Origin of the sequence: Micromonospora sp. WMMD812 (assembly GCF_027497215.1) — a bacterium.
Lineage (GTDB): Bacteria > Actinomycetota > Actinomycetes > Mycobacteriales > Micromonosporaceae > Micromonospora.
This window is the reverse complement of the sequence record NZ_CP114904.1, coordinates 5,944,955-5,969,070: the sequence shown is the minus strand read 5'-3', so window position 1 is coordinate 5,969,070 and position 24,116 is coordinate 5,944,955. Positions and strand designations below refer to the sequence as shown.

The 24,116-nt window shown below is 73.6% G+C and carries 24 protein-coding genes; 5 read left to right on the top strand and 19 right to left on the bottom strand.

The window, feature by feature from the left end:
* Positions 1-132 precede the first annotated feature (132 nt).
* A complete protein-coding gene (locus O7603_RS27645; protein ID WP_281572661.1) occupies positions 133-2,277 on the top strand; it encodes a M14 family zinc carboxypeptidase in 2,145 nt (714 codons plus the stop codon).
* A gap of 188 nt (positions 2,278-2,465) precedes the next feature.
* On the opposite strand, the gene O7603_RS27640 is transcribed toward O7603_RS27645, so the two are convergent.
* A complete protein-coding gene (locus O7603_RS27640; RefSeq protein ID WP_281572660.1) occupies positions 2,466-3,011 on the bottom strand; it encodes a hypothetical protein in 546 nt (181 codons plus the stop codon).
* A gap of 398 nt (positions 3,012-3,409) precedes the next feature.
* Here O7603_RS27640 and O7603_RS27635 point away from each other — a divergent pair, with 398 nt between their 5' ends.
* Entirely contained in the window at positions 3,410-3,742 is a 333-nt protein-coding gene (locus O7603_RS27635) for a hypothetical protein (RefSeq protein WP_281572659.1), read from the top strand.
* Positions 3,743-3,778: 36 nt separating this feature from the next.
* Here the strand turns inward: O7603_RS27635 and O7603_RS27630 are convergent, their stop codons facing one another.
* The 4 genes from O7603_RS27630 to O7603_RS27615 all read right to left on the bottom strand — a co-directional run bounded on the left by O7603_RS27630 (position 3,779) and on the right by O7603_RS27615 (position 6,742).
* The gene (locus tag O7603_RS27630) at positions 3,779-4,246 is read right to left on the bottom strand and encodes a ribose-5-phosphate isomerase (protein ID WP_281572658.1); all 468 of its coding nucleotides are present in this window, start codon (positions 4,244-4,246) and stop codon (positions 3,779-3,781) included.
* Between the two features lie 71 nt (positions 4,247-4,317).
* The gene (locus tag O7603_RS27625; protein ID WP_281572657.1) at positions 4,318-5,517 is read right to left on the bottom strand and encodes a DUF1015 family protein; all 1,200 of its coding nucleotides are present in this window, start codon (positions 5,515-5,517) and stop codon (positions 4,318-4,320) included.
* Between the two features lie 106 nt (positions 5,518-5,623).
* A complete protein-coding gene (locus O7603_RS27620) occupies positions 5,624-5,959 on the bottom strand; it encodes a hypothetical protein (RefSeq protein ID WP_281572656.1) in 336 nt (111 codons plus the stop codon).
* 156 nt (positions 5,960-6,115) lie between these two features.
* Complete coding sequence (locus O7603_RS27615; RefSeq protein WP_281572655.1) at positions 6,116-6,742, bottom strand: disulfide bond formation protein DsbA; 627 nt, start codon at positions 6,740-6,742, stop codon at positions 6,116-6,118.
* Between the two features lie 218 nt (positions 6,743-6,960).
* Here O7603_RS27615 and pepN point away from each other — a divergent pair, with 218 nt between their 5' ends.
* Positions 6,961-9,510 (top strand): aminopeptidase N, encoded by a 2,550-nt coding sequence (pepN, locus tag O7603_RS27610; RefSeq protein WP_281572654.1) that lies wholly within the window; start codon positions 6,961-6,963, stop codon positions 9,508-9,510.
* Positions 9,511-9,696: 186 nt separating this feature from the next.
* Here the strand turns inward: pepN and O7603_RS27605 are convergent, their stop codons facing one another.
* The 14 genes from O7603_RS27605 to O7603_RS27540 form a co-directional block, all read right to left on the bottom strand.
* Positions 9,697-10,104: a DUF5130 family protein gene (locus O7603_RS27605; RefSeq protein ID WP_281572653.1), complete on the bottom strand. Its 408-nt coding sequence runs from the start codon at positions 10,102-10,104 to the stop codon at positions 9,697-9,699.
* Positions 10,091-10,390 carry a hypothetical protein gene (locus O7603_RS27600; protein WP_281576837.1) on the bottom strand — a complete coding sequence of 100 codons (300 nt, stop codon included), beginning with the start codon at positions 10,388-10,390 and terminating at the stop codon, positions 10,091-10,093. The genes O7603_RS27605 and O7603_RS27600 overlap by 14 nt, the downstream gene beginning before the upstream one ends.
* Positions 10,391-10,465: 75 nt before the next feature.
* Complete coding sequence (locus O7603_RS27595; protein ID WP_281572652.1) at positions 10,466-11,929, bottom strand: amidase; 1,464 nt, start codon at positions 11,927-11,929, stop codon at positions 10,466-10,468.
* Positions 11,930-12,005: 76 nt separating this feature from the next.
* Positions 12,006-13,040 (bottom strand): amidohydrolase family protein, encoded by a 1,035-nt coding sequence (locus O7603_RS27590; RefSeq protein ID WP_281572651.1) that lies wholly within the window; start codon positions 13,038-13,040, stop codon positions 12,006-12,008.
* Positions 13,040-13,564: a 3-hydroxyanthranilate 3,4-dioxygenase gene (locus tag O7603_RS27585; RefSeq protein ID WP_281572650.1), complete on the bottom strand. Its 525-nt coding sequence runs from the start codon at positions 13,562-13,564 to the stop codon at positions 13,040-13,042. The genes O7603_RS27590 and O7603_RS27585 overlap by 1 nt, the downstream gene beginning before the upstream one ends.
* On the bottom strand, positions 13,561-13,989 hold the full coding sequence (locus O7603_RS27580; RefSeq protein ID WP_281572649.1) for a RidA family protein: 429 nt from the start codon (positions 13,987-13,989) through the stop codon (positions 13,561-13,563). Before O7603_RS27580 ends, O7603_RS27585 begins: the two co-directional genes overlap by 4 nt.
* Complete coding sequence (locus O7603_RS27575; protein WP_281572648.1) at positions 13,986-14,759, bottom strand: fumarylacetoacetate hydrolase family protein; 774 nt, start codon at positions 14,757-14,759, stop codon at positions 13,986-13,988. Before O7603_RS27575 ends, O7603_RS27580 begins: the two co-directional genes overlap by 4 nt.
* Positions 14,756-15,820, bottom strand: coding sequence for a 4-hydroxy-2-oxovalerate aldolase (dmpG, locus tag O7603_RS27570; protein ID WP_281572647.1), 1,065 nt, complete (start codon positions 15,818-15,820; stop codon positions 14,756-14,758). Before dmpG ends, O7603_RS27575 begins: the two co-directional genes overlap by 4 nt.
* Complete coding sequence (locus O7603_RS27565; RefSeq protein WP_281572646.1) at positions 15,817-16,782, bottom strand: acetaldehyde dehydrogenase (acetylating); 966 nt, start codon at positions 16,780-16,782, stop codon at positions 15,817-15,819. The genes dmpG and O7603_RS27565 overlap by 4 nt, the downstream gene beginning before the upstream one ends.
* Positions 16,779-17,576 carry a fumarylacetoacetate hydrolase family protein gene (locus O7603_RS27560; RefSeq protein ID WP_281572645.1) on the bottom strand — a complete coding sequence of 266 codons (798 nt, stop codon included), beginning with the start codon at positions 17,574-17,576 and terminating at the stop codon, positions 16,779-16,781. Before O7603_RS27560 ends, O7603_RS27565 begins: the two co-directional genes overlap by 4 nt.
* Before the next feature lie 67 nt (positions 17,577-17,643).
* Positions 17,644-19,125, bottom strand: coding sequence for a 2-hydroxymuconic semialdehyde dehydrogenase (locus O7603_RS27555; RefSeq protein WP_281576836.1), 1,482 nt, complete (start codon positions 19,123-19,125; stop codon positions 17,644-17,646).
* 23 nt (positions 19,126-19,148) lie between these two features.
* Entirely contained in the window at positions 19,149-20,483 is a 1,335-nt protein-coding gene (locus O7603_RS27550; protein WP_281572644.1) for an NAD(P)/FAD-dependent oxidoreductase, read from the bottom strand.
* Between the two features lie 76 nt (positions 20,484-20,559).
* Entirely contained in the window at positions 20,560-21,867 is a 1,308-nt protein-coding gene (gene kynU / locus O7603_RS27545; RefSeq protein ID WP_281572643.1) for a kynureninase, read from the bottom strand.
* Positions 21,868-21,889: 22 nt separating this feature from the next.
* On the bottom strand, positions 21,890-22,792 hold the full coding sequence (locus tag O7603_RS27540) for a tryptophan 2,3-dioxygenase family protein (RefSeq protein WP_281572642.1): 903 nt from the start codon (positions 22,790-22,792) through the stop codon (positions 21,890-21,892).
* A gap of 146 nt (positions 22,793-22,938) precedes the next feature.
* Between O7603_RS27540 and O7603_RS27535 the strand changes: the two genes are divergently transcribed.
* Positions 22,939-23,415 (top strand): Lrp/AsnC family transcriptional regulator, encoded by a 477-nt coding sequence (locus O7603_RS27535; protein ID WP_281572641.1) that lies wholly within the window; start codon positions 22,939-22,941, stop codon positions 23,413-23,415.
* A gap of 235 nt (positions 23,416-23,650) precedes the next feature.
* Entirely contained in the window at positions 23,651-24,115 is a 465-nt protein-coding gene (locus tag O7603_RS27530; RefSeq protein ID WP_281576835.1) for a hypothetical protein, read from the top strand.
* Position 24,116: the final 1 nt, after the last annotated feature.

Here is a 24,116-nt window from a genome sequence, read left to right as displayed (position 1 = left end):
ACGACCGCGGATCCCGACGCGTTCCCCTCCCCGCCGCCACGAAACGCCGCCAGCGTCGGCACGGTCTTGACAGTCTTCGATCCGTGCACTGGTGTGGAGTACCTGTGACATCGACGTCCGTCAGGAGGGAAGATGATCGTCCCACGACGGTGGACGGCTGCCGCCACCGCAGCGATCCTGCTCAGCGCGGTGCTGTCCCATCCCGGCCCCGGCGCGGCCGCGCCGGCCGCAGCCCCACCCACGGTCACCCTGGCCAGCGGCGAGAGCGCCGTGGTCCGGGTGCAGCTGCGCGACCAGGCGCAGCTCGACCAGCTCGTCGCCGGCGGGGCCGACCTCGCCACCCGTCCCCGCTCCGCGGACGGGCGGGTGCTCGCCGACCTGGTGCTGACCGGCGCGCAGTTGGCGGCGCTGACCGCCCAGGGCGCCACCGCGATCCAGGTGGTGCAGCGGGAGGGCGACGGCGCCCGGCACCTCGCCGAGAGCCTCCGCGCCGCGCAGAGCCGCACCGCGGCCGGCCTCCGCGCCCCGACGGCCCGCGAGCGTACGGCCGGCGCGACGACGGCCGTCGACACCCTGCAGTTCCTCCAGGCGTACTGGTGGAGCACCGGGGGTCAGACGTTCCTGCAGACCCAGGTGGCGACCACGGCCACCGACGATCCGGACGTGGAGATCACGGTGAGCTGGCGGACCGCCGACGGCGCGACCGGCTCCTTCCCGCTCTTCCGGTTCGAGGACTCGGGCGAGTACCAGTACCACTACGCGCTTCCCCAGCCGGTGCCGGGCCGGCCGGTGCAGGTGACGGCCTCGTCCAGCCTCGGCGGGGTCAGCCGGGCCGTCACCCCGGCGTCCTGGCCGAACGCCACTCCGCCGCCGCTGCCCGCCGGCTACCAGAAGGACTTCATCGACGCGTACCTCACGCCGGTGGACATCCAGGCGCGGATCAAGCGGCTGGGCCGCCAGTACCGGGACCTGGTCGACGTGATCGATCTCCCGCACCGCACCCAGGGCTACCGGCGCACCGCCGCCGCGTACCTCGGCGACCCCGCCGCCGCGGCGGTGGTGGTCGAGTCGGTGCGCTTTGGCGACCAGGGCATGAACGGCGTCCAGGTGCGGACCGTCGACCCGGGCCGGCCGGGCCGGGCCCTCTCCGTCGGCTACCGGGACCGGGTGCTGACCGTCTCACTCGCCACCGACGCCGCCGGAAAGATCACAAGCAGCACGGACGACGTGGCCGCCGCGGTCACCGCGCGGTTCCCGGACCGGTTCCGGGCGTACGTCGAGGAGGGCTCGGCCGGGCTGCCGATGCCGGTCGCCGGGCCGGCCCGTCTCGACGACGGGCTCGAGGGCGCCGAGGTGCCGAGCCGGCCGTGGACGGTGCAGGCGCTGCGCATCGGCGCGCACCGGGACGGCTCCCGGATCGGGGTGCTCGCGTACTCCCAGGAGCACGCCCGCGAGTGGGCGACGCCGCTGGTCACGCTGGAGTTCGCCGAGCGGATGCTGGCGAACGCGCGGACCGACCCGGCCACGCGGGAGCTGCTGGAGCAGGTGGATGTCTTCGTCATCCCGACGGTCAACCCGGACGGCGCCAACTACTCCTTCCACGACTACAACTTCCAGCGCAAGAACCTGGTGAACCACTGCACGGGCACCAGCCGCGACCCGCGGTACCGCGACTCGTGGGGCGTGGACCTGAACCGCAACTACACGGTCGGCTCGTACTTCGACGGGTACGTGGGCGCGAGCGGCAACTGCCTCTCCGGCAACTACGCCGGGACGGCCGAGCTGTCCGAGCCGGAGAGCCGCAACGTCATCGCGCTGGCCCAGGCCCACCCCAACATCAAGTTCGCGATGAACGTGCACTCCTACGGCGGGTACTTCATGTGGCCGCCGGGGGCGTACCGGGCGGACGGTCGGGTCACGCTGCCCCGGCCCTCGATCGACGAGTCGAAGCTCTTCCTGGACAGCGCCCGGCGCATCGTGGGCGCGATCGCCCAGGAGCGCGGCACCGTCACCTGGCCGTCGCAGACAGGGCCGGTCGCGGACGTGCTCTACTCGGCCGCCGGCAACTCGGCGGACCAGCTCTACTACGAGCTGGGGATCTTCGCCTGGGACTTCGAAGTGGGCAACGACCGCTGGAACGCCGCCACCGGCCAGTGGGAGGGCGTCGGCTTCCAGCCGCCGTTCCCCGAGGCGCACGGCGAGTCCCAGGAGTACGCCGGCGGCCTGGTGGAACTCGTCCGGGTGGCACGCGACTACGCCGCGGCGCAGGACGGCTGACCGATCAGGTGCTTACCCGGCCGGCGCGGATGAACCGCGGCCGGCCGGGTAAGCAGCCGCACCTGGTGGGGAAACGACCCGGAGTCGCGGCGCTCCGCGACCGGTACGCGCGGGCGGGCGGCGTCGGCAGGCCCGCCCGGGCGTACCACCGGGTCGGCGGGCGGCGTCGACCGGCCGCAGCCAGCGGGTCAGCGGCCGGTGATCCAGTTCCAGGCGGAGACGACCCACTCGGTCTGCTGCAGCCAGGCGACGCCGAGACCGGCCAGGAAGAGCGCCGTCACCAGGTGCGCGCCACGGGCGCTGCGCCGGACCCGGCCCAGCTGCCGTTCCAGGACCACCCGGCCGACCAGCCGGGAGAGGGCGAAGAGCCCGACCGCGACCAGCAGGCTGAGCACGAAGATCATGAACGGCCCGGTCAGATTGCCCTCACCGGAGATCGCCCAGATCCCCCAGCAGACGAACGCGAAGAGCGCACCGGCGGTGCTCCACTCGCTGCCGCGCCTCAGCTGGGCCAGATGCCAGCTCATGGGCCGGCGCGGCGCCGGACCGCCGGGCCACCCGGTGCCGGTCGGTTCCTGCTCGACCACGGGGAACGGCTCGGTACGCGGCGCTCGCGGCTGCCCGACCGAGGCCACGCCCCGGCGGAACGCGTCCTGTTGCGCTGGCACCCCGACACCGGACTGCGGGGGCACCTCGACGGTGCGCTCCGCCCAGGGCTGTGTCTGGTCCGCCATCTCGGTTTCCTCCCCTGACCGACGACCCGACCCGGCCGCCGTCTGAGTCCGAGGGTAGCCACGCGGCAAACCGGTCGCCGACCCCACCACCGCCCGCACCATCCGCTCGACGGTGGTTGGCAACGCAACCGGAGGCCCGGCGCCCCGGGTCGCCTGGTGACGTGGTGCGCGGACGCTTGGGAGCTGATATCGCAAACGACTCACTACCGATGTCCGGATCGACTCAGCTCCAAAGGCGGCGCCGAGTGGTGGCGTGGCCGGACGGGGAAGGGCACCGGGGCGGCAGGTGCCGGAGGCGGTGGCGCCGGATCGGGCACGCGAGCGCCGGGATGGGAAGGCCGGGCCGGCCGGGCGCGCGAGGGGCGCGAGCGGCGTGCCGCGGCGGTACGGTCGGGAGCATGGGGGACGCGGAGCGACGGAGACGGCGGATGCGGCACGCCGACGGAGACGCCGTGGGGCGGGGCGCCGACGGGCTGTCGGCCACCACGGCCGGCGTGCACGACGGGGAGTCGCCCCGCCGCCAGGGCCCGGCGAGCGACGACCGGGACAGCGAGCGGGGGCTGCGCGGCCTGGTCGGCTCGGGCTCCTCACAGGTGGGGCTGAGCGCCGCCCTGCGGGCCCGGGACGCCGCCCGGCCCACCGAGGCGGACCTGGCCGAGGCCGAAGCCCGGGTGGTCGTGGTGCGGCGCAACTGGGTGCCCCGCGAGGAACTGCCCCGCTCCCCGCGCTGAGGGCCGCCAGCCGGCGGCCTCAGCGGGGCTGCCCGGTCAGGGCAGCGGGGGCAGCTCCCGGGTCTGCTCGTACGCGGCGACCTGGCCGATCCGCCGGGCGTGCCGCTCGTTGCCGGAGAACGGCGTGCTGAGGAACGTCTCGACGATCGCGGTCGCCTCGTCCAGCGTGTGCTGGCGGGCGCCGATGGCGATGATGTTCGCGTCGTTGTGCTCGCGGGCGAGTTGGGCCGTCTCGAGGTTCCAGGCCAGCGCGGCCCGCACCCCCTGGATCTTGTTCGCCGCGATCTGCTCCCCGTTGCCGGAGCCGCCGATGACCACGCCGAGGCTGCCCTGGTCGACCACCACCCGGTCGCCGGTGTTGAGGCAGAAGGTCGGGTAGTCGTCGTCCGGGTCGAACCCGTGCGGCCCGACGTCCACCACCTCGTAGCCGTGCTTGGCCAGATAGTTGGCCAGGTGCACCTTCAGCTCGTAACCGGCGTGGTCGGATCCCAGGTAGACGCGCATACCGCGAAGTCTCTCAGGCCGCCACCGGCGACGCCGCGCGGGCGGCGCCACCGAGGCGGATTCGTCACAGCTCAGCGCACGATCTCGGCGGCCACCAGGCCACCGCGCGCCTTCGGCGTGAACCAGGTGCTCTTGCGGGGCATCTTCTCCCGGGCCAGGTTGACCGCGACGAAGTCGTCCACGGTCACCGGGGCGATCAGGACGGCCAGCTCGGCCCGCCCGGCGTCGACCTCACCGGTGAGCCAGCTCGCCGGGTAGTCGCCGCCGACGTAGGTGATCCGCTTGTCGCCGGGGTCGAGGCCGAGCGCGTCCCGCAGCAGCAGTCGCTCCACCAGGGCGTGGTCGAGGTTCTCCAGGCGGTCGCCGTCGACGTGCGGCAGCGTCACCGCGTACCCCCGGCCGTCGAGCCGGAGATGGACGGTGCCGCCGGCCGCCGGGACCTCGACCGGGCCGTCGATCGGGGTGATCTCCGCGCCGGCGGCGCGGAGCCGGTCGAGCAGCTCCGCGCCGGTGGTGGTCAGCTCGCTGACCAACCGGTTGTACGGCTGGATGGCCACCGACCCGGGCGTGGTGACCACCGCCAGGAAGCGCGGCAGGCCGCCGGTCTGCGCCGCGAGGCTGCGGTGGTTGCCGTCGGCGACCACCAGTTCGCCACCACCGGCCAGCGCGGTCAGCTCGCCCTGCTCGGGGCCAGGGCCGACGAGCCAGATCGCGTGGGTGCGGCCGGCCTGGTCGGTGTCGGTCGCGGCGGGGACGCCGGCCACGTCGGTCGCCGCGGCGAGCGCCACGTGCAGCTCCTCACCGCGCCCGGTCTGGAGCAGCAGCACCGGCGAGAGCAGGTGCCCGAGCGCGTCGGCCAGGGCGACGCGCTCGCGCACCTTGGCGATGAAGACGTCCTCGTTGCGGATCACCAGGCCGGGCTCGTCGGCCCGGGTGGAGATCTGGTCGGTGTCCACCATCGCGAAGAGCCCGTACGCCGGCTCCTCCCCCGGCGCGGTGATCCGGTAGAGCACCACCACCTGTTCGGCGGGCGTGTAGCTGCCGTCGGCCTTGGCCTCGGCGAGCCGGGCCACGGCGTCGGGCAGCGCGTCGAGGAAGGACTTCCCGAGGCTCTCCGGCGCCCGGTGCGGCATCTCGACGCCGAGGGCACTGTGCGGGTTCGCCTCGATGATCGCGGTGATCTCCGCGTCGTCGGCGAACTCGTCGTAGTTCTGCGCGCCGGTGCCGCCAGTGGTGATCCAGGCCCGGGCGATCGGATGCACGACCGTCATGCCCGCTGACGCTACCGTCGCCGGGGTGGGGCGGGACGCGGACCCGGGCCGTCGTCCACTCTGTGAAAGCGGTGACCCGGACGGGCGGCCATCGCGGTGGCCCCGCTCAGCCGGTCTGCTCGGCCGGCCGCCGGTGCCGGCCGGACGGCACGGGCCCGCCGACCGGCCCGTGGGCGCCGACCGGCCCGCGGGCGGCGGCCGGCGTGGGCAGGGCCCGCCGGCTCCGCGTGGGGGCTCCGGGCGGGGTCAGCCGGGAGGTCGGCGCCACCCGGGCCACGCCCACCACGATCGGCGGAGCGAGCAGGTCCGCCACGTCCGCGGGAAGGTCGGGCCGGAGCGCGGGCCATCTGGAGTCGTCGACCGACCAGTACGCCGGGCTCTCGGTCGCCTCCTCCTCCCGGTTCAGCGGGTCGTCACCGGACAGTTGGCGGTGCTTGGCCATCGGGATGCCTCCACGAGCTGCAGGTTGCGGTTTGCGAATCGCTGCGGCGGACACCCGGCAAAACGAGATCGGCGGCGGGGCGGTGACGGGAGTTCGTCAGCCCGTCACGGGTGTTGACCGGCCCCGGCGCGGGCCGGGGCCGGTCGGTCGTCGGGATCAGTCGAAGATCGGGCCGAGTTCGCGGGTCCGCTTCAGCTCGTAGAAGCCCGGCGTGCCGGCGACCAGCAGGACGCCGTCCCAGAGCCGGCCGGCGGCCTCGCCCTTCGGTGCGGGGGTGATCACCGGACCGAAGAAGGCGACCGGGCTGCCGTCCGGGCCGGGGGCGTGGATCACCGGAGTGCCGACGTCCTGGCCGACCGGCCGCATGCCGGCCTCGTGGCTCGCCCGCAGCGCCTCGTCGTGGTCGGTGCTGTCCGCGGCCGCCGCCAGCGCCGGGTCCAGACCGGCGTCGGTCAACGCGGCGACGTACAGCTCGGGGCCCCGCTCCTCCTTGACGAGGTGGATCCGGGTGCCGAGCGCGGTGTAGAGCTTGCGGAGGACGTCACCGCCGTACCGCTGCTCGGCCGCGATGCAGACCCGGACCGGGCCCCAGGCGGTGCGGAGGAACTCCTTGTACTCCTCGGGCAGGTGGTCCCGGCCCTCGTTGAGCACGGCCAGGCTCATCACGTGGAAGCGGATGTCCACGTCACGGACCTGCTCGACCTCGAGCAGCCAGCGGGAGGTGATCCAGGCCCACGGGCAAGCCGGGTCGAACCACATGTCGACGGTGACACGATCGGTCACGGTGCGGTCCCTTCACGACGGGTGACGCCGCGCCTGCGGCGCCTCACCCCGATCTTCACCCCGCGGGCCGTCGACCGACAGCGGAATGAGAGCGTGACCTCGGCCACCGCCAGGTGCCGGTGCGTGCAAGACTCGGTCCCGGGCCGACCGCCACGAGCGGCCGGCGAAGGCGCCACGGCGGCGTACGGCGAGTGGGATGGAGACGAACAGTGCCGGGAGTGCGCAACCTGACACAGGTCGAGGCGACCGAGCGGGCCCGCCTGCTCGAGGTGACCGGGTACGACATCAGTCTGGACCTGTCGACCGCAGTGCAGGCGGCCGAGGGCCGCACGTTCCGGTCCACCACGGAGGTGCGGTTCCGCTGCGCGGAGCCGGGCGCGAGCACGTTCATCGAGGTGGCCGCCGAGTCGGTGCGCTCGGCGACGCTGAACGGATCGCCGGTGGACCTCGCCGACTGGTCGGCCGAGAAGGGGCTCACCCTGTCCGGCCTGGACAGCGAGAACACGCTGGTGGTCGACGCCGACTTCGGCTACTCGAACAGCGGGCAGGGCCTGCACCGCACGGTCGACCCGGTGGACGGCGAGACCTACCTCTACAGCCAATTCGAGACGGCCGACGCGCAGCGGGTGTTCGCCTGCTTCGACCAGCCCGACCTGAAGAGCGAGTACACCTGGCGGGCCACCGTGCCGGACCACTGGCGGGTGGTCTCCAACATGCCGGTGGAGCGGGAGGAGCCGGCGGGCGAGGGCCTGAAGACCATCCACTTCGCCCGGTCGGTCCGGATGAGCACCTACATCACCGCGCTGTGCGCCGGCCCGTACCACGAGGTGCGCGACAGCCACGACGGCATCGACCTGGGCGTCTACTGCCGAGCGTCGATGGCGCAGTACCTGGACGCGGACGACCTCTTCCTGATCACCAAGCAGGGCTTCGACTTCTTCCACGAGAAGTTCGGTGTGCGCTACCCGCTGCCCAAGTACGACCAGCTCTGGGTGCCCGACTTCAACGCCGGCGCGATGGAGAACTTCGGCTGCGTGACGCACGCCGAGTCGCACTACATCTTCCGCTCGCAGGTCACCGACTTCGAGTACGAGCAGCGGGCCAACACGATCCTGCACGAGCTGGCCCATATGTGGTTCGGTGACCTGGTCACCATGCGCTGGTGGAACGACCTGTGGCTGAACGAGTCGTTCGCCGAGTGGGCGAGCCACTGGTGCAACACCCACGCCACCCGGTTCCGCGACGCCTGGACGACCTTCCTGTCGATCCGCAAGAACTGGGGCTACCGGCAGGACCAGCTCTCCTCCACCCACCCGGTCTACACCGAGATGCCGGACATGGAGGCCGTCGAGGTCAACTTCGACGGCATCACGTACGCCAAGGGCGCGAGCGTGCTCAAGCAACTGGTCGCGTACGTCGGCGAGGAGCCGTTCCTGGCCGGGCTGCGGGCGTACTTCGGCAAGCACGCCTGGGGCAACGCGACCTTCGACGACCTGCTCTCCGAGCTGGAGGCGGCCTCGGGTCGGGAGCTGCGCAAGTTCGCCGCGCAGTGGCTGGAGACCGCCCAGGTCAACACGCTGCGGCCGGAGGTGACCGTCGGCGCGGACGGCACCTACCAGTCGGTGGTGGTCCGGCAGGAGGCGCCGGCCGGGCACCCGACGCTGCGCACCCACCGCACCGGCGTCGGCCTCTACGACCTGGCCGACGGGCGCCTGGTCCGCCGGCAGCGGCTGGAGGTGGACGTCACCGGTGAGCGGACCGAGCTCACCGCGCTGGCCGGGGAGCGGGCGGCCGACGTGCTGCTGCTCAACGACGACGACCTCACGTACGCCAAGCTGCGGCTCGACGAGGCGTCGCTGGCGACCGTGGTGCAGCACATCGCCGGCTTCGAGTCGTCCCTGGCCCGCGCGCTCTGCTGGACGGCCGCGTGGGACATGATCCGCGACGCCGAGCTGGCCGCCCGGGACTACGTTGCGCTGGTGCTGGCGGGGCTGCCCGCCGAGAACGACATCAACCTGGTCACCGCGACGCTGCGGCAGGCCACCACCACGCTCACCTTCTACGCCGACCCCACCTGGGCGCCGACCGGCTGGGCCGAGCTGGCCCGCACCGCGAAGACCGCGCTCGCCGCCGCCGAGCCGGGCAGCGGCTTCCAGCTCGCCTGGGCCCGCGCGTACGCCTCGGCGGCCCGTTCCAGCGAGGACCTGGCCACCCTGCGCGGCTGGCTGGACGGCACGGGCGTGCCGACCGGGCTGACCATCGACACCGAGCTGCGGTGGGGGCTGCTCGCCTCGCTGGTGGCCAACGGCGCGGCCGGCCCCGCCGACGTGGAGGCCGAGCTGGCCGGCGACCGCACCGCGAGCGGCGAGCGGGAGGCCGCGTACGTGCACGCGCTGGTGCCGACGGCGGAGAACAAGGCCGCCGTGTGGGCCCAGCTGACCGGGCCCGAGGCGCTGCCGAACTGGCGGCACCGGGCGCTGCTGCAGGGCTTCGCGCACCCGACGCAGGTCGAGCTGGTCACCCCGTACCGGGAGCGGTACTTCGCGGCGGTCGGCCAGGTGTGGGCCAGCCGGGACAGCGAGCCGGCACAGGAGTTCGCCCAGCTCGCCTACCCGGCGTACCAGGTGGACGACGACACGGTCGCGGAGACCGACGCCTGGCTGGCCGGTGACGGGCACCCGGCGCCGCTGCGTCGGCTGGTCGCCGAGGGCCGGGACGGCGTGGTCCGGGCCCTCAAGGCACGCGCCCGGGACGCCCAGACCGCCTGAGCGGCGCCCGCACGACAGCACCCGGCCCGGGGCCGGCGTGGGTGAAGCCCACGCCGGCCCCGGCCCGATCCGGCAGAGCTTTGTCCGAGCCGTGGCCGATGCGGCTCGACCCGAGCGTCCGGCCGCGCTGACGCGAGAAGCCCGGCCCGCCTGAGGGCGGACCGGGCTTCGTCGTGCGTGCGGGGCTCAGCCCTTGCCGGCGTGGCTGGCGAGCTGGTCGAGGCCGTTGATGATGCCGCCGGCCAGGTCGCCGCCGCCGAACGCCGCGACCATGGACAGCGCGGCGAGCTTGGCGTACGTGTCCGGGATGCGCTTGCGCGCGTGGCGGCCGGTGACGACCTCCAGCTGACGCTGGTTGGGCGACACCGCGATCAGCACCGACCGGTCGGGGTCGGCGAGCTGACGGTGCAGCCGCTCGGCGTGCTCGCGGATCGGCTCGTCGAGGCCGCCGACGAAGACCGAGAAGACCAGGCCGGTGCCCTGGTCGGCCAGGCGCAGCGCCTCGTCGATGCGCAGCAGCTGCCGAGTCGAGAACGGGCCGTCGAGCACCTCGGGCGGGGTCCCCACCTGACGCTGCGTCTCACCAACGGTCACTTGCGCCTCCGGTTCCACCGGCCGGCGCCTCCCGGCCGGCCTGTTCCTGCTTGCGGCTGGTCAGCGCCGGCGCCTGGGCGCCCGCTGCCAGGGCGGTGCCGGCCGAGTCGGCCAGCTGCTCCGGACGGCCGAGGAACCAGACCGGAGTGAAGTCGAAGGGCCGGCCGGGCCGGTAGCGCTTGGCGCGGCCGCCACCACCGCCGCCACCGCCACCGCGGTGGGCAACGTACGCGAGGCCGCCGATCACCAGTACGGCGGCCGCCGGGATGCCGACGAAGACCAGCAACGTGTCGGTAACAGACAATCCCAACGCCCCCAGGCGGAAGAAGAGACCTCGAACATTCAGGTCGGGTGGACAGGATCAGGGCGTCGACCGCCCGACTCCGCTGCCATTCACGTTAGCGGAGTCCACGGCCCGCCAGATTGCGGGGTGGCGATCCCATCCGTCACTGGAGTTCTCCAGTTCCGCAGCGGTGGCGATCAGCCGCGCGTCGTCACCGTACCGGCCGGTGAGCAGCACCCCCACGGGGAGCCCGGCGGCCGTGGTGCCGACCGGCAGGGAGACCGACGGTTCGCCCGTGACGTTGAAGATGGCGCAGTAGGGCGAGAACCGTCGTTGCCGGTCGAAGTCCGCCTCCGGGTCACCGTCGGCGGTGAACCAGCCCACCGGCGCCTGCGGGGCGGCGAGGGTGGGGCAGAGCAGCAGGTCGCAGCCGGCCGTACGCCGGGCGCCGAGGCGTACCTGGGCCTGGAGTTCGCCGAGCGTGGCGGAGAGCGTGCCGGCGGAGATCCCCGCGCCCCGGCCCCGGAGGAACCGGGTCAGCGGCAGCAGCTCGCTCTCCCGCTCCGGCGGCACCGGGGAGAGCGCCAGCACGTACCAGACGATCTCGAAGAGCGGCCACGCCGCGGGCCCGAGCGGCGACGGCACGTCGATCACCTCGTGGCCGGCGGCGGCGAGCAGCGCGGCCGCCCGGTCCACGGCGGCGACGCAGTCCGGGTGCACCGGCTCCTCGGCGAGCATCGGGGCGGTAAACCGGCCGATCCGCAGCCGGCCGGGGGCGGCCGCGCGGGCCGCCGCCAGGTAGCCGCCGGGCGGCGCGACCGGCGGCAGGTAGGGCTCGCCGAGCACCGGCTGGGCCATCACGTCGAGCAGGGCGGCGACGTCGGCGACGGTGCGCCCGATCGGGCCGTGGGTGGGCAGACCGAACGCGCCGAAGCCGAGCGGGCCGCCGGAGACCAGGCCCCGGCTGGGCTTGTAGCCGACCAGGCCGCAGAGCGCGGCGGGGATGCGCAGCGAGCCACCGCCGTCCGAGCCCTGGGCCACCGGGACCAGCCCGGCCGCCACCGCGGCCGCCGCGCCGCCGCTGGAGCCGCCCGCCGTGTAGGCCAGGTCCCACGGGTTGCGGGCCGGCGGCGCGACCCGCCCCTCCGAGTAGAGCGAACAGCCCAGCTCGGAGGTGGTGGTCTTGCCCAGGCTCACCAGGCCGGCCGCCCGGATGAACCGGACCACGTCGGCGTCCACCGGCGGCACGAAGTCGACGAACGCGGCCGAGCCGAAGGTGGTCCGCACGCCGGCCGTGAGGGTGAGGTCCTTGATCGCGGTCGGCACCCCGTGCAGCGGGCCGCGCTGCCCGGCCGGGACCGCGTCCGCCGCCGTGGCCGCCTGCGCGGCCGGCTCGGCGGTGACGGTCACGAACGCCCCCACGGTGTCACCGAGCGCGGCCACCCGGTCGAGGTGGTGCGCGACCAACTCGGCGCTGGACAGGTCGCCGCGGGCGATCGCGGCGGCCTGCTCCAACGCGGTCAGGTCGTGCGGCTCGGCCATGCCCTCATCCTGCCGGGCTGCCCGGCCGGACGCACCTCTCACGCGCCGAGTCGGCGGGCGAGGGTGGGACGCGCGGTCAGCCGTACAGGAAGCGCAGCGCGTTGCGGGAGAGCAGCTTGTCGCGCTGGTCGGCGGTGAGGAAGTCCGCCTTGCGCACCACCTGCCCGACCGGCCGCTCGCCCAGCGGGTACGGGTAGTCGCTGCCGACCAGCACCCGGTCCTCCCCCACGGTGTCCACGAGCAGCCGCAGCGCGGCCGGCTCGAAGACCACCGAGTCCACGTGGAAACGGTCGACGTACGAGCTGGGCGGCGCGGTGGAGGCGCCGCGAACCAGGTCGCCCCGGCGGTGCCAGGCGTTGTCGGCGCGGCCGAGCCAGAACGGGAAGCTGCCGCCGCCGTGCGCGAAGCAGATCCGCAGCGTGGCCGGGACCCGGTCGAAGACGCCGCCGAGGATCATCGCCAGCACCGACAGGTGCGTCTCGGCCGGCATGCCGGTCAGCCAGCGGGCCATCCACCGGTCCAGGCGGGGACCGCCCGGCATGTCCCACGGGTGGACGAAGACCGGGGCGCCCACCCGCGCGCAGTGCTGGAGGAAGGTGACCACGCCCTCGTCGTCCAGGTCGCGGTCCCCGACGTGGTTGCCGATCTCGACACCCACGTGCCCGGCGGCGAGGCAGCGGTCCAGCTCGGCGCAGGCCGCGTCCGGGTCCTGCAACGGCACCTGGCAGAACGGCACGAGCCGCTGCCCGCCGCCGGCGGTGACCTCCAGGGTGCGGTCGTTGAAGATGCGGGCCACCTTCACCGCCTGGTCGGCGGGCCGGTCGTAGCTGAAGAAGACCGGGGTGGGCGAGACGACCTGGACGTCGACCCCGTCGGCGTCCATGTCGGCCAGCCGCGTGGCCGCGTCCCAGCACTCGGCGCCGACCGGCCGGAACTCGGTCTCGCCGACCATGATCATGGCGGCGCGCTCCGAGTCGACCCGCAGCCAGGGCCAGCCGGACCCGCCGCAGGCGGCGCCGAGGTCCGGCCACCCCTTGGGTACGACGTGCGTGTGCACGTCCACGACCGGCGAGCGGGCCGGGCCCGGCAGGCCCGCGGCGGGACCGGGCATCAACCCTTGCCCGGGTGCAGCGCGCCGCAGTTGGTGCAGGTCCGCGCCTTCTCGTCGGCGTAGAACGCCTGGAAGACCGGCGGCAGGTCGGCGGCGATGTCGCGGACCTGCAGCTCGACCTCGTGCACCTGGTGGCTGCACTCCGGGCAGTACCACCGGAACTTCTCCAGCGTGCCCTCCTCGCGGACCCGCTCGATCACCATCCCGATCGAGCCGGGCTCCGGCCGCTGCGGCGAGTGCGGGGTGTTGCGGGGCAGCATCCACATCTGACCCTCGCGGACGTGCACCGTACGCGGTCCCTCCGGGAGCATCAGGTTGACGTGCATGTTGCCCTTGACCTGGTAGAAGAACTCTTCGTACGGGTCGACGTGGAAGTCGGTGCGCTGGTTCGGCCCGCCGACCACCATGACGATGAAGTCGTCGCTGCCCGGCAACATCTCCTTGTTGCCGACCGGCGGCTTGAGCAGGTGCTGGTTCTCCACGATCCAGCCGGGAAAGCTGAAGGGCTCGGCGATCTCGCTCACGACTGACCTCCTGGGGGAAGTAGGGCCACGGCCTGAATCTCGATGAGCAGGTGCGGGTGCGGCAGCTGGTGCACCGCCACGGTGGTGCGGGTGGGCCCGGTGGCGTCGAAGAACTCCGCCCAGACCTCGTTGTAGCCGCCGAAGTCGTTCATGTTCACCAGGTACGAGGTCACCTGGACCAGGTCGGACAGGTCGGCGCCGACCGAGCGCAGCAGGTCCCGGATGTTCTCGATCACGGCCCGGGTCTGTGCCCGGATGTCCAGGTCGGTGGTGCCGAACTCGTCCACCTCGACGCCGGCGAACGTGTTGTCCGGCCGGCGGGACGACGTACCGGAGACGAAGACGAAGCCGCCGGCGACCTTGACGTGCGGGAAGGCCCCGCGCGGGACGGCCTTCCCCGCGACGACCCGCGCGTCGCCCGTCACGACGCCGCCCGCAGCGAGGCCGCGCCGAGCTTCTCGACCACGGCACGGACGTGGGCGCCCGGGCGCAGCGGCACGGCGGCGGTGGCCGCGCCGGCCAGGAAGACCCAGCCCTCGCGCAGCCGTACGCCGTGCCGCCCGGCGAGCCGGATCCCCTCGTCCAGCGCCCGTCGCGGGTCGCCGAGGATCGCCGCGGTCGAGCCGACCTGTGCCACCCGCCCGTCGACCTCCAGCAGGACGCCCAGGTTCTCCAGCCCGTCCGGCACCGGGGACCAGGGACCCACGACGAACGCGGCGGCCGACGTGTTGTCGGCGATCACGTCCGGCAGCGAGAAGGTGAAGTTGGCGTACCGGGAGTCGATCAGCTCGATCGCCGGCGCGACCGCGCGGACCGCGTCGGTGAAGTCACCCACCGGCTCGCCCGGCTCGGGCAGCCGGTCCAGCAGGAACGCCACCTCCGGCTCCACCCGCGGGTGGATGTACGCGCCGACGTCGACGACGCCCCCGTCGGGTACCCGCATCACGTCGGTGAGCCGTCCCCAGATCACCTCGTCCACCCCGACCTGGGCCATCTTCGCCCGGCTGGTGAGCCCCATCTTGAGCCCGACCAGCCGCTCGCCCCGGTCCAGGCGGCGCTGGAGCAGCGCGGTCTGCACCGCGTACGCGGCGTCGGCGTCCAGCCCGGTCTCGGCCGCGAGCTGGGGGATCGCGGTGGCGCTGTCCGCCGCCGCGCCGAGCCGCTCGGCGATTCCGGTCGTGTCCGGCCCGATCATGCGTTCTTCTCCCTGCCCGCCAGGTCCAGCGCCACGTCGACGATCATGTCCTCCTGGCCGCCGACCATCCGGCGCCGGCCCAGCTCGACCAGGATCGAGCGGACGTCGACCCCGTACCTCGCCGAGGCGCGTTCGGCGTGCCGCAGGAAGCTGGAGTAGACCCCCGCGTACCCCAGCGAGAGCGTCTCGCGGTCCACCTGGACGGGCCGGTCCTGCAACGGCCGGACCAGGTCGTCGGCGGCGTCCATCAACGCGAACACGTCACAGTCGTGCTTCCAGCCGTGCAGCTCGGCCACCGCCACGAAGACCTCCAGCGGGGCGTTGCCGGCGCCGGCGCCCTGCCCGGCCAGCGACGCGTCCACCCGGACCGTCCGGCCGTGCGGCGCGTCCGGGCCCGCCGGACCCGCCCCGGCGACGCGGCCGTGCTCGACGGCCACCACACTGTTCGCCACGCCCAGCGAGAGGTTGTGGTGGGCGTGGATGCCGATCTGCGTCGCCGGGTCGAGGACCTGCCGGTACGCGTCGACCCGCTCGGCCACGTCGGCCATCAGCAGCCGGCCGCCGGAGTCGGTGACGTAGACGCAGTGCGCGCCGTACGACTCCATGAGCCGGGCCTGGGCGGCCAACCCGGCCGGGTCGTTCATGTGCGACATCATCAGGAACCCGGAGACGTCCATGCCGTTCTCCCGCGCCCACGAGATGTGCTGGGCGGAGATGTCCGCCTCGGTGCAGTGGGTCGCGATCCGGACGCTGGTCACCCCGAGCGCCTTCGCGGCCTTAAGGTCGGCGATGGTGCCGATGCCGGGCAGCAGCAGGGTGGTCAGCCTCGCGCTCGTCAGCACCTCGGCGGCGGCAGCGATCCAGTCGGCGTCGCTAGCCGCGCCGTGGCCGTAGTTGACGCTGGAGCCGGCCAGCCCGTCGCCGTGCGCCACCTCGATCGCGGCCACCCCGGCCGCGTCCAGCGCGGCGGCGATGGTCCGCACCTGGTCCACCGTGTACCGGTGCGCGATGGCGTGCATGCCGTCGCGCAGCGTCACGTCCTGGATGTACAGGTCGGTCATGCGGTCACCTCCACGGCGTCCGGCGCGGCGGCGCGGCCGGCCGCCGCCGACCGCAGGGCCACCAGTCGCTCCGCGGTGCGCAGCGCGGCCGAGGTCATGATGTCCAGGTTCCCGGCGTACGCGGGCAGGTAGTGCCCGGCGCCGGAGACCTCCAGGAAGACGGCGACCTGGAGCCCGGTAAGGTGCCGCCCCAGCGACGGCACGTACGTGTCGACGCGGTCGAACTGCACGTCCTGCTTGAGCCGGTAGCCCGGCACGTACTCCTGCACGGTGGCCACCATGTCGGCGACGGAGGCGGCGATCGCGGCCTGGTCGGCGTCGGCGTCCGGGCAGAGGCAGTAGACGGTGTCGCGCATCAGCAGCGGCGGGTCGGCCGGGTTGAGCACGATGATCGCCTTGCCCCGCTCGGCGCCGCCGACCACCTCGATGGCGCGGGCGGTGGTCTCGGTGAACTCGTCGATGTTGGCCCGGGTGCCCGGCCCGGCCGACTTCGAGGCGATCGAGGCGACGATCTCGCCGTACGCGACCGGGGTGACCCGGCCCACCGCGGCGACGATCGGCACGGTGGCCTGACCGCCGCAGGTGACCATGTTGACGTTGGTCTCGCGCAGGTGCTCGTCGAGGTTGACCGGCGGCACCACGTACGGGCCGATCGCGGCCGGGGTCAGGTCGATCACCGTCCGGCCGTGCGCGCGCAGCACCGCGTCGTTGTGCCGGTGCGCCCCCGCCGAGGTCGCGTCGAAGACCAGCTCGACGTCGGCGAACTCGGGCATCGCGACCAGGCCGTCCACGCCCTCGGCGGTGGTCGCCACGCCGAGCCGGCGGGCCCGGGCCAGCCCGTCCGACTCCGGGTCGATGCCCGCCATCGCCACCATCCGGAGGCTTTCGCTGAGCCGGAGCACCTTGATCATCAGGTCGGTCCCGATGTTCCCGGAACCGATCACCGCCACACCGGTAGTCACCGGTCACCGTCCTTCGAGAAGCAGGTCCGCACCGAGCCGAGACCGGAGATCCGCGCCTCGTACGCCGCGCCGGGCGTCACCGGCACCATCGGGCCGAGCGCCCCGGAGAGCACCACGTCCCCGGCGCGCAGCGGGTCGCCGGCGCGGGCCAGCGTGCCGGCCAGCCACTCCAGCGCGTGCAGCGGGTTGCCGAGGCACGCGGCCCCGGCGCCGACCGACACCGGCTCCCCGGCGTGCTCGAGGACCATCCCGCACAGCCGCAGGTCCACGTCGGCCAGCCGGCGGGGCGTGGTGCCGAGCACGAACAGGCCGCTGGAGGCGTTGTCGGCGACCGTGTCCACGATGGAGATGTCCCAGCCGGCGATCCGCGAGTCGACGATCTCGATGGCCGGCAGCAGGTGGTCCACGGCCCGGATCACGTCGACGGTGGTGACCCGCTCGTCGGTGAGGTCCGCGGCGAGCACGAAGGCGATCTCCGCCTCCACCCGCGGCTGGAGCAGCCGGTCCATCGGCACCTCGACCCCGTCGCCGACCGCCATCGCGTCGGTGAGGATCCCGAAATCGGGTTGGAAGACGCCGAAGGTCTCCTGCACCGCCCGCGAGGTCAACCCGATCTTCGCGCCCACCCGGCGCTCGCCCCGGCCCTGCCAGGCCCGCGTCTGGAGCTGCTGCACCCGGTACGCCGCCTCGACGTCCCCCTCCGGCAGCAGCCGCCCGCGCAGCGGCGGGCACGGCTTGCCGCTGCTGCGCGCCTCCGCCAGTTCGCGGTTCGCGGCTTCTACGTCAACGCTCATGCCGGCTCCTCGCTGCGCTCGGACCCGTCACGAGGTCTCCGACGCACTGTGCTGATGATCCGCTCGCTCATGACATGTCCACGCAGACGTTGGTCAGCTCGGAGTAGAAGCCCAGCGAGTGCACGCCGCCCTCGCGGCCGATGCCGGACGCCTTCACCCCGCCGAACGGGGTGCGCAGGTCGCGCAGGAACCAGGTGTTGACCCAGACGATGCCGGCGTCCAGCCGGGCGCCGGCCCGGTGCGCCCGGCCCACGTCCCGGGTCCACACGGTCGCCGCCAACCCGTACTCGGTGCCGTTCGCGAGGGCGTACGCCTCGTCCTCGTCGTCGAACGGGGCGACGTGGACCACCGGCCCGAAGATCTCCTCGCGGTTGGTCCGGGCATCCGGGCCGAGCCCGGTCAGCACCGTCGGCTGCACGTACGCGCCACCGTCACGGGCGTCGCCGAAGCGCGGCGTCCCGCCCCCGGCGAGCACCTCGGCGCCCTCGGCGCGGGCCAGGTCGTAGTGGCCTAGCACCTTGCCCCGGTGGGTGTGCGAGATCAGCGGCATGTTCACCGTGGCCTCGTCGGCCGGCCAGCCGTACGCCAGCTCGCCGGCACGCTTCGCCAGCCGCGCGGTGAACTCCTCGAAGACCGGCCGCTGCACGTAGATGCGCTCGGTGCAGAGGCAGACCTGGCCGCCGTTGGTGAAGCTGGACCGGACCGAGCCGGCCACCGCGGCGTCCAGGTCGGCGTCGGCGAAGACCAGCCCGGCGTTCTTGCCGCCCAGCTCGAAGCTCACCGCCTTCACCCCGTCGGCGGCGGCGCGCATGATGGCGCTGCCGGTCGCCGACTCCCCGGTGAAGGTGATCGCGTCGACGCCGGGGTGCCGGGTGAGGAACTCCCCCGCCGAGTCCGGCCCGAAGCCGTGCACCAGATTGAAGACCCCGGCCGGTACGCCGGCTGCCGCCATCACCTCGGCGAGCAGCGTCGCCGACGCCGGCGTCTCCTCGCTGGGCTTGACCACCACCGCGTTGCCGCAGGCGAGTGCCGGCGCCACCTTCCAGGTCAGCAGGAGTAGCGGCAGGTTCCACGGCACGACGACGGCCACCACGCCGACGGGCTTGCGGACCGCGTAGTTGAGCGCCCGGCCGCCGGTCGGGGTGACCGTGGTGAACGACTCGGTGGGAGCGGTCGCGACGATCTCGGCGAACGCCCGGAAGTTCGCGGCGCCGCGCGGGATGTCCAGCGTGCGGGCCTGGGAGATCGACTTCCCGGTGTCCGCCACCTCGGCGGTGACCAGATCGTCGAACCGGCGTTCCAGCTCGTCGGCGACCCGGCGCAGCACCTCGGCGCGCTCCCGCTCGCCCATCCGGCCCCACGGGCCGCGCAGCGCGGCCCGTGCGGCGGCCACCGCGTCGTCCACACCGGACGCGTCGGCCTCGGCCACCTCGAAGACCGGTTCGCCGGTCACCGGACTGCGCTTGGTGAAGGTGCGGCCGACGTCGACGAACTCGCCGCCGACGAAGTTGCGCAGCAGGACCGGGCCGTCCGGCGCCCGCCCGGTCATCAACCGCGGATCCCAGGTGACGGTCATCGACGCCTCCCTCGGCTGAGCACCACGCCCACCGCGCCGGCCAGCAGGGCCGCGGCGCCGGCGGCGACCGCGCCGAGCGCCCGGTGCTGCCGGCGCACCCGGCGGCGCACCTCGGCGTACGGGGTGGTGGTGAAGGACACCAGTTCGTACTGCGAAACGTACCGGCCGGGCAGCGCCCGCTCCAGGGCGTGCTCGACCCGCTTGCGTGTCTGGAACACCGGCGAGGCGACCTTGTCCCGCATCTCCACGAAGTTCGCCAGCGCCATCCGGGCGATCGCCTCGGCGTTCTCCCGCCGGCGCCGCTGGAACACCGGCAGCGCCACCGCCCAGTCGTCGTCGCACTCGTCCAGGCACCGGTCCAGCTCGACGACGTCCTCGAAGGCGCAGTTCGCGCCCTGTCCGTAGAACGGCACGATGGCGTGCGCCGCGTCGCCCAGCAGGCCGACCTTCCCGTCCACCTGCCACGGTGTGCAGCGCACGGTGCCGAGCACGCCGACCGGGTTGTGCTGGTAGTCGTCGACCAGGTTCGGGGCGAGCGCGATCAGGTCCGGGTAGTGCTCGGCGAAGTGCCGCTCGATCGCCGCCGGGCTGCCCAGCGAGGCGAAGCTGGCCGTGCCGTGGGTGGGCCAGAAGAGCGTGCAGGTGAAGGAGCGGTCCGGGTTGGGCAGGGCGATCATCATCGAGGTGCCGCGCGGCCAGATGTGCAGCGCGTCCGGGTCGAGCGCGAAGTCTCCGCCCAGCGGCGGGATGCTGAGCTCCTTGTAGCCGTAGTCGAGGAAGTCCAGGCTCTCGGTCAGCAGCCCGTGCCCGAGCAGCTGCCCGCGGACGGCCGAGCCGGCCCCGTCGGCGCCGAGGACGACCCGCGCGGTCGCCCCGACCTTGCCCTGCGGGGTCTCGAAGGTCATGTCGCCGCTGGCCGGGTCGAGCCCGACGAGCCGGTGGTCGAAGGCGATCCGCACCCCGGGCAGCGCCGCGGCCGCGTCGAGCAGCGCGTTGTTCAGCGCGCCCCGGCTGATCGAGTTGATCGCCCGGTCCCCGGCCGCGCTGTACGACTGGAACTGCGGCTCCCCCGCCACCGGGTGGATCATCCGGCCGCGCATCGGCAGTGCGTCCGCCATCACCTGCTCGTCCAGGCCGATCCGGCGCAGGGCGTCCAGCCCGCGCTCGGAGAGCGCCAGGTTGATCGAGCGGCCCCGCTCCACCCGCCCGGTGCGCGGATCGGGCCGCCGCTCGTAGAGCGCCACCCGGTAGCCCCGCCGGGCCAGGAAGCAGGCCGTCAGGCAGCCGGCCAGCCCGGCGCCGACCACGGCGATCTCGTCCCGTTCGCTCATGCCGGCCCCTCCCTCCGGTCGGTGCCGTCACGAGGCTCGACCGCGCTGCACCTGACGATTCGCTCGCTGCGCTCGCTCATGCCTTCTTCTCCACCGTCGCCGCCAGCGCGTCGGCAACCCGCCAGCAGTCGTGGTACGTCGAGTACAGGGGCACCGGTGCGAACCGGACCACGTCCGGCTCCCGGGCGTCGGCGATCACCCCGTGCCCCTGGCGCAGCCGTTTGGTCAGCTCGTTGGCGCTCCCCACGCCGATCCGCACGGAGAGCTGGCACCCGCGGCGCTCGGGGTCGCGCGGGGTGACCACGGTGAGCGGGCGGTCGACGGTCACCTCGTCGAGCAGCCGCTCCAGGTAGCCGGTGAGCCGCAGGCTGCGCTCGCGCAGCGCCGGCATCCCGACGCTGTCGAACAGCTCCAGCGAGGTGCGGACCGGACCCATCGCGAAGATGGGCGGATTGGAGACCTGCCACGCCTCCACTGTGGCCGGTGGCCGGGACACCGGGGTCATCTCGAACCGGGTCGCCGCCTCGGTGCTCCACCAGCCCTCGAATCGGGGCAGGTCACGGTCGCCGAGGTGGCGCTCGTGCACGAACACACCGGCCAGCGCGCCCGGCCCGGAGTTGAGGTACTTGTACGAGCACCACGCGGCGAAGTCGACACCCCAGTCGTGCAGCCGCAGGGGCACGTTGCCGGCGGCGTGCGCGAGGTCCCAGCCGACCACCGCGTCGGCGGCCCGCCCGGCGGCGGTGACCGCCGGAATGTCCATCAGCTCGCCGGTGAGGTAGTTGACCCCGCCGAGCAGCACCAGCGCCACGGTGTCGCCCTCGGCCGCCAGGTAGTCGCACACGTCGGACGTACGCAGGGTGTCCTCGCCCGGACGGGGCGTCAGCCGGACCACCGTGCTGTCCGGGTCCAGCCCGTGGAACCGGGCCTGGCTGCGGACGGCGTAGCTGTCCGAGGGGAAGGCGCTGTCCTCGATGACGATCCGCGTCCGCCGGCCCGCCGGACGGTAGAAGCTGACCATCAGCAGGTGCAGGTCGACCGTGAGCGAGTTCATCACCACGGTCTCCGCCGGCAGGGCGCCGACCAGTCGCGCGGCCGGCGCCGTGAGCAGCTCATGGTAGGGCAGCCAGGGCCGCTCGGCCTCCAGGTGCCCCTCGACGCCGAGGCGGCGCCACGCGTCCAGGTCGGCGAGGAGTTCGTCACGGGTGGCCCGCGGTTGCAACCCGAGCGAGTTGCCGGCCAGGTACGCGGCCTCGGGGTAGCGACCGCCGTCGGCCGGCGGCACGTGGAACAGATGGCGGTGTCCGGGGTCGGTCGCGTCGAGCCGGTGCGCCTCGGCCTCGAGGGCGGCGAGGGGGGCCGGCGCGGGGTGGGGGGCGTTCATCGGGGTGTCTCGCTCTCCGGGGTCACATGGTGGTGCGGGCCGACCACAGCTCCGGGAAGACCACCCGGGCCATGCTGCGCTGCAGCCACGCCAGCCCGGCGGAGCCACCGCTGCCGACCTTGGCGCCCATTGTCCGCTGCACCGCCTTGACGTGCTGCCACCGCCAGTCGCCGAACTGCTCGGCGATCTCGGTGAGCGCCTCGCCGAGCAGCCGGAGGTGGTTGTCCGGCCCGCTGTCGGAGTAGATCTCCACCCAGGCCGCCTCGACCCGCGGATCCGGCTGGTGCTCGACGGCGACGTCCCGGGTCAGCAGCTCGGCGGGGAGGTCGAAGCCCCGGCGGGCGAGCAGGGCGATCACGTCGTCCCAGAGGCTCGGCGCGGCCAGCGTGGCGCGCAACTCGTCGTGCACCTCGGCGTGCCGGCGGAACGGCCGGATCAGCGCCGGGTCGCGGAGGCCGAGCAGGAACTCCAGGTGCCGGTACATGGCCGACTGGAAGCCGGACGCCTCGCCGAGCAGGTTGCGGAACCGGTTGAAGTCGGCCGGGGTCATCCAGCGCAGGCCCTGCCAGGCGGCGTTGAGCCCTTCCAGGTGCAGCGCGGCGCGGCGGAGCGGGGCCAGCGCGTCCCACACCAGGTCGGCGCGCAGCAGCCGCTGGGCCTCGATCAGCTCGTGGCGGGTCAGCCCGAAGTAGAGCTCCATGATCTGGCTGATCATCAGGAACGACATCTCGCCCGGGTCGTCACTGAGCGGCTGTTGCAGCCGGTGCAGGGTGCTCGCGTGCGTGTACACGTCGTAGGGCACCCGATCGCCGAAGTCCAGCGTCGGTTCGCCGCCGTTGTCCGCCGCCGTGGCCGCCCTTTGCTGCGGCGTGACCGGGCGCACCGCCGCGGTCAGCCGAGGGGCCCGCAGCTCCGTCTGCTCCACGTTCGTCTCCTCCATGTACCGGACCAGGCCAATGATGTCGCGGCCGGACGGGCGTACGGAATGTCTGATCAACGGCGCTGGGCCATAGCCGCCTACGACACGGAAGGCGCGAGGGCGGTTCGGGTTCAGGAAAGTAAGGTTCACCCGTGGACGACATGGACTGGGCGCTGCTGCGCGAGCTGCAGGCCGACGCCCGCCTCTCCTTCAGCGAGCTCTCCCGCCGCGTGCACCTCTCCCCGCCGGCGGTGGCGGAGCGGGTGCGCCGGCTGGAGGAGTCGGGCGTCATCAGCGGATACCACGCCCGGGTGGACCTGAGCCGGGCCGGACGCAGCGTGGTGGCCCTGATCCGGATGTCCTGTTACGGGTCGCGGTGCATCCTGCGCGACCCGGAGGTGGCCGACTGGCCCGAGATCCTGGAGATCCACCGGATCACCGGGGACGCGTGCAGCATGCTCAAGGTGGCGGCCGGCTCGATCGACGATTTCGAGCGGGTCATCGACCGGCTCGCCCCGTACGGCCAGCCGTCCAGCACGATGGTGCTCTCCACCCCGCTGGACTGGCACCCGGTCGCTCCGCTGCCGCCCACCGACCCGGACGCCGCCCCGGGCACCCGCCGCCGCTGACGACGAGGCCGCCGCCTCACGGTCGGCCGGTTCCCGCCGCCACCGCCGACCGGCCGGGCGCCGGCCGGGCAGCCCCCGGTCGGGTTTGCCGGCAGACCAGGGGGAAAGCACCGCGGGTCGCCCCAGCAGGACCGGTACACCGGTGCCGGGAGGGAGGATCATGCGGGGTCTGCGACCGGACGGTGGCGTGCTTCCCGCCCCGTCGACCATCATCAGGCTGCTCGGGGCGTTCGCGATGATCGCGGCGTTCGTCCTGATCGGCGCCGGGCCCGCTCGCGCGGGCGAGAACACCTTCGTCGAGGTCACGCCGAACAGCGTCCAGGCCGGTAGCCGGGTGCACATCCGGGCCGGCTGCGAGAACGACAACAACCGCCAGGCCCAGGTGGAATCTGACGCGTTCGGCCGGGTGACCGTCCGGCCGGACAACGGCTTCCTGACCGGCTCGGCGACCGTGCCGGGGGACAAGCAACCCGGCGACTACCCGGTCAACCTGCGTTGCCAGAACGGCAACACCGCGTCGACCACGCTCACCGTCCTGAACATGGCCCAGCCGAGCAAGGGCCCGGCGACCGGCGGCGGGGGCACGGCCGTCGGCGGGCGCACCGGAACGGTGCTGCTGATCGGCGGGGTGGCGGTCGTGACCGCCGCGGTGGCCCTCGGCATGGCGGGCGGCCGCCGGCGTACCGGGGCCGGATCCTGAC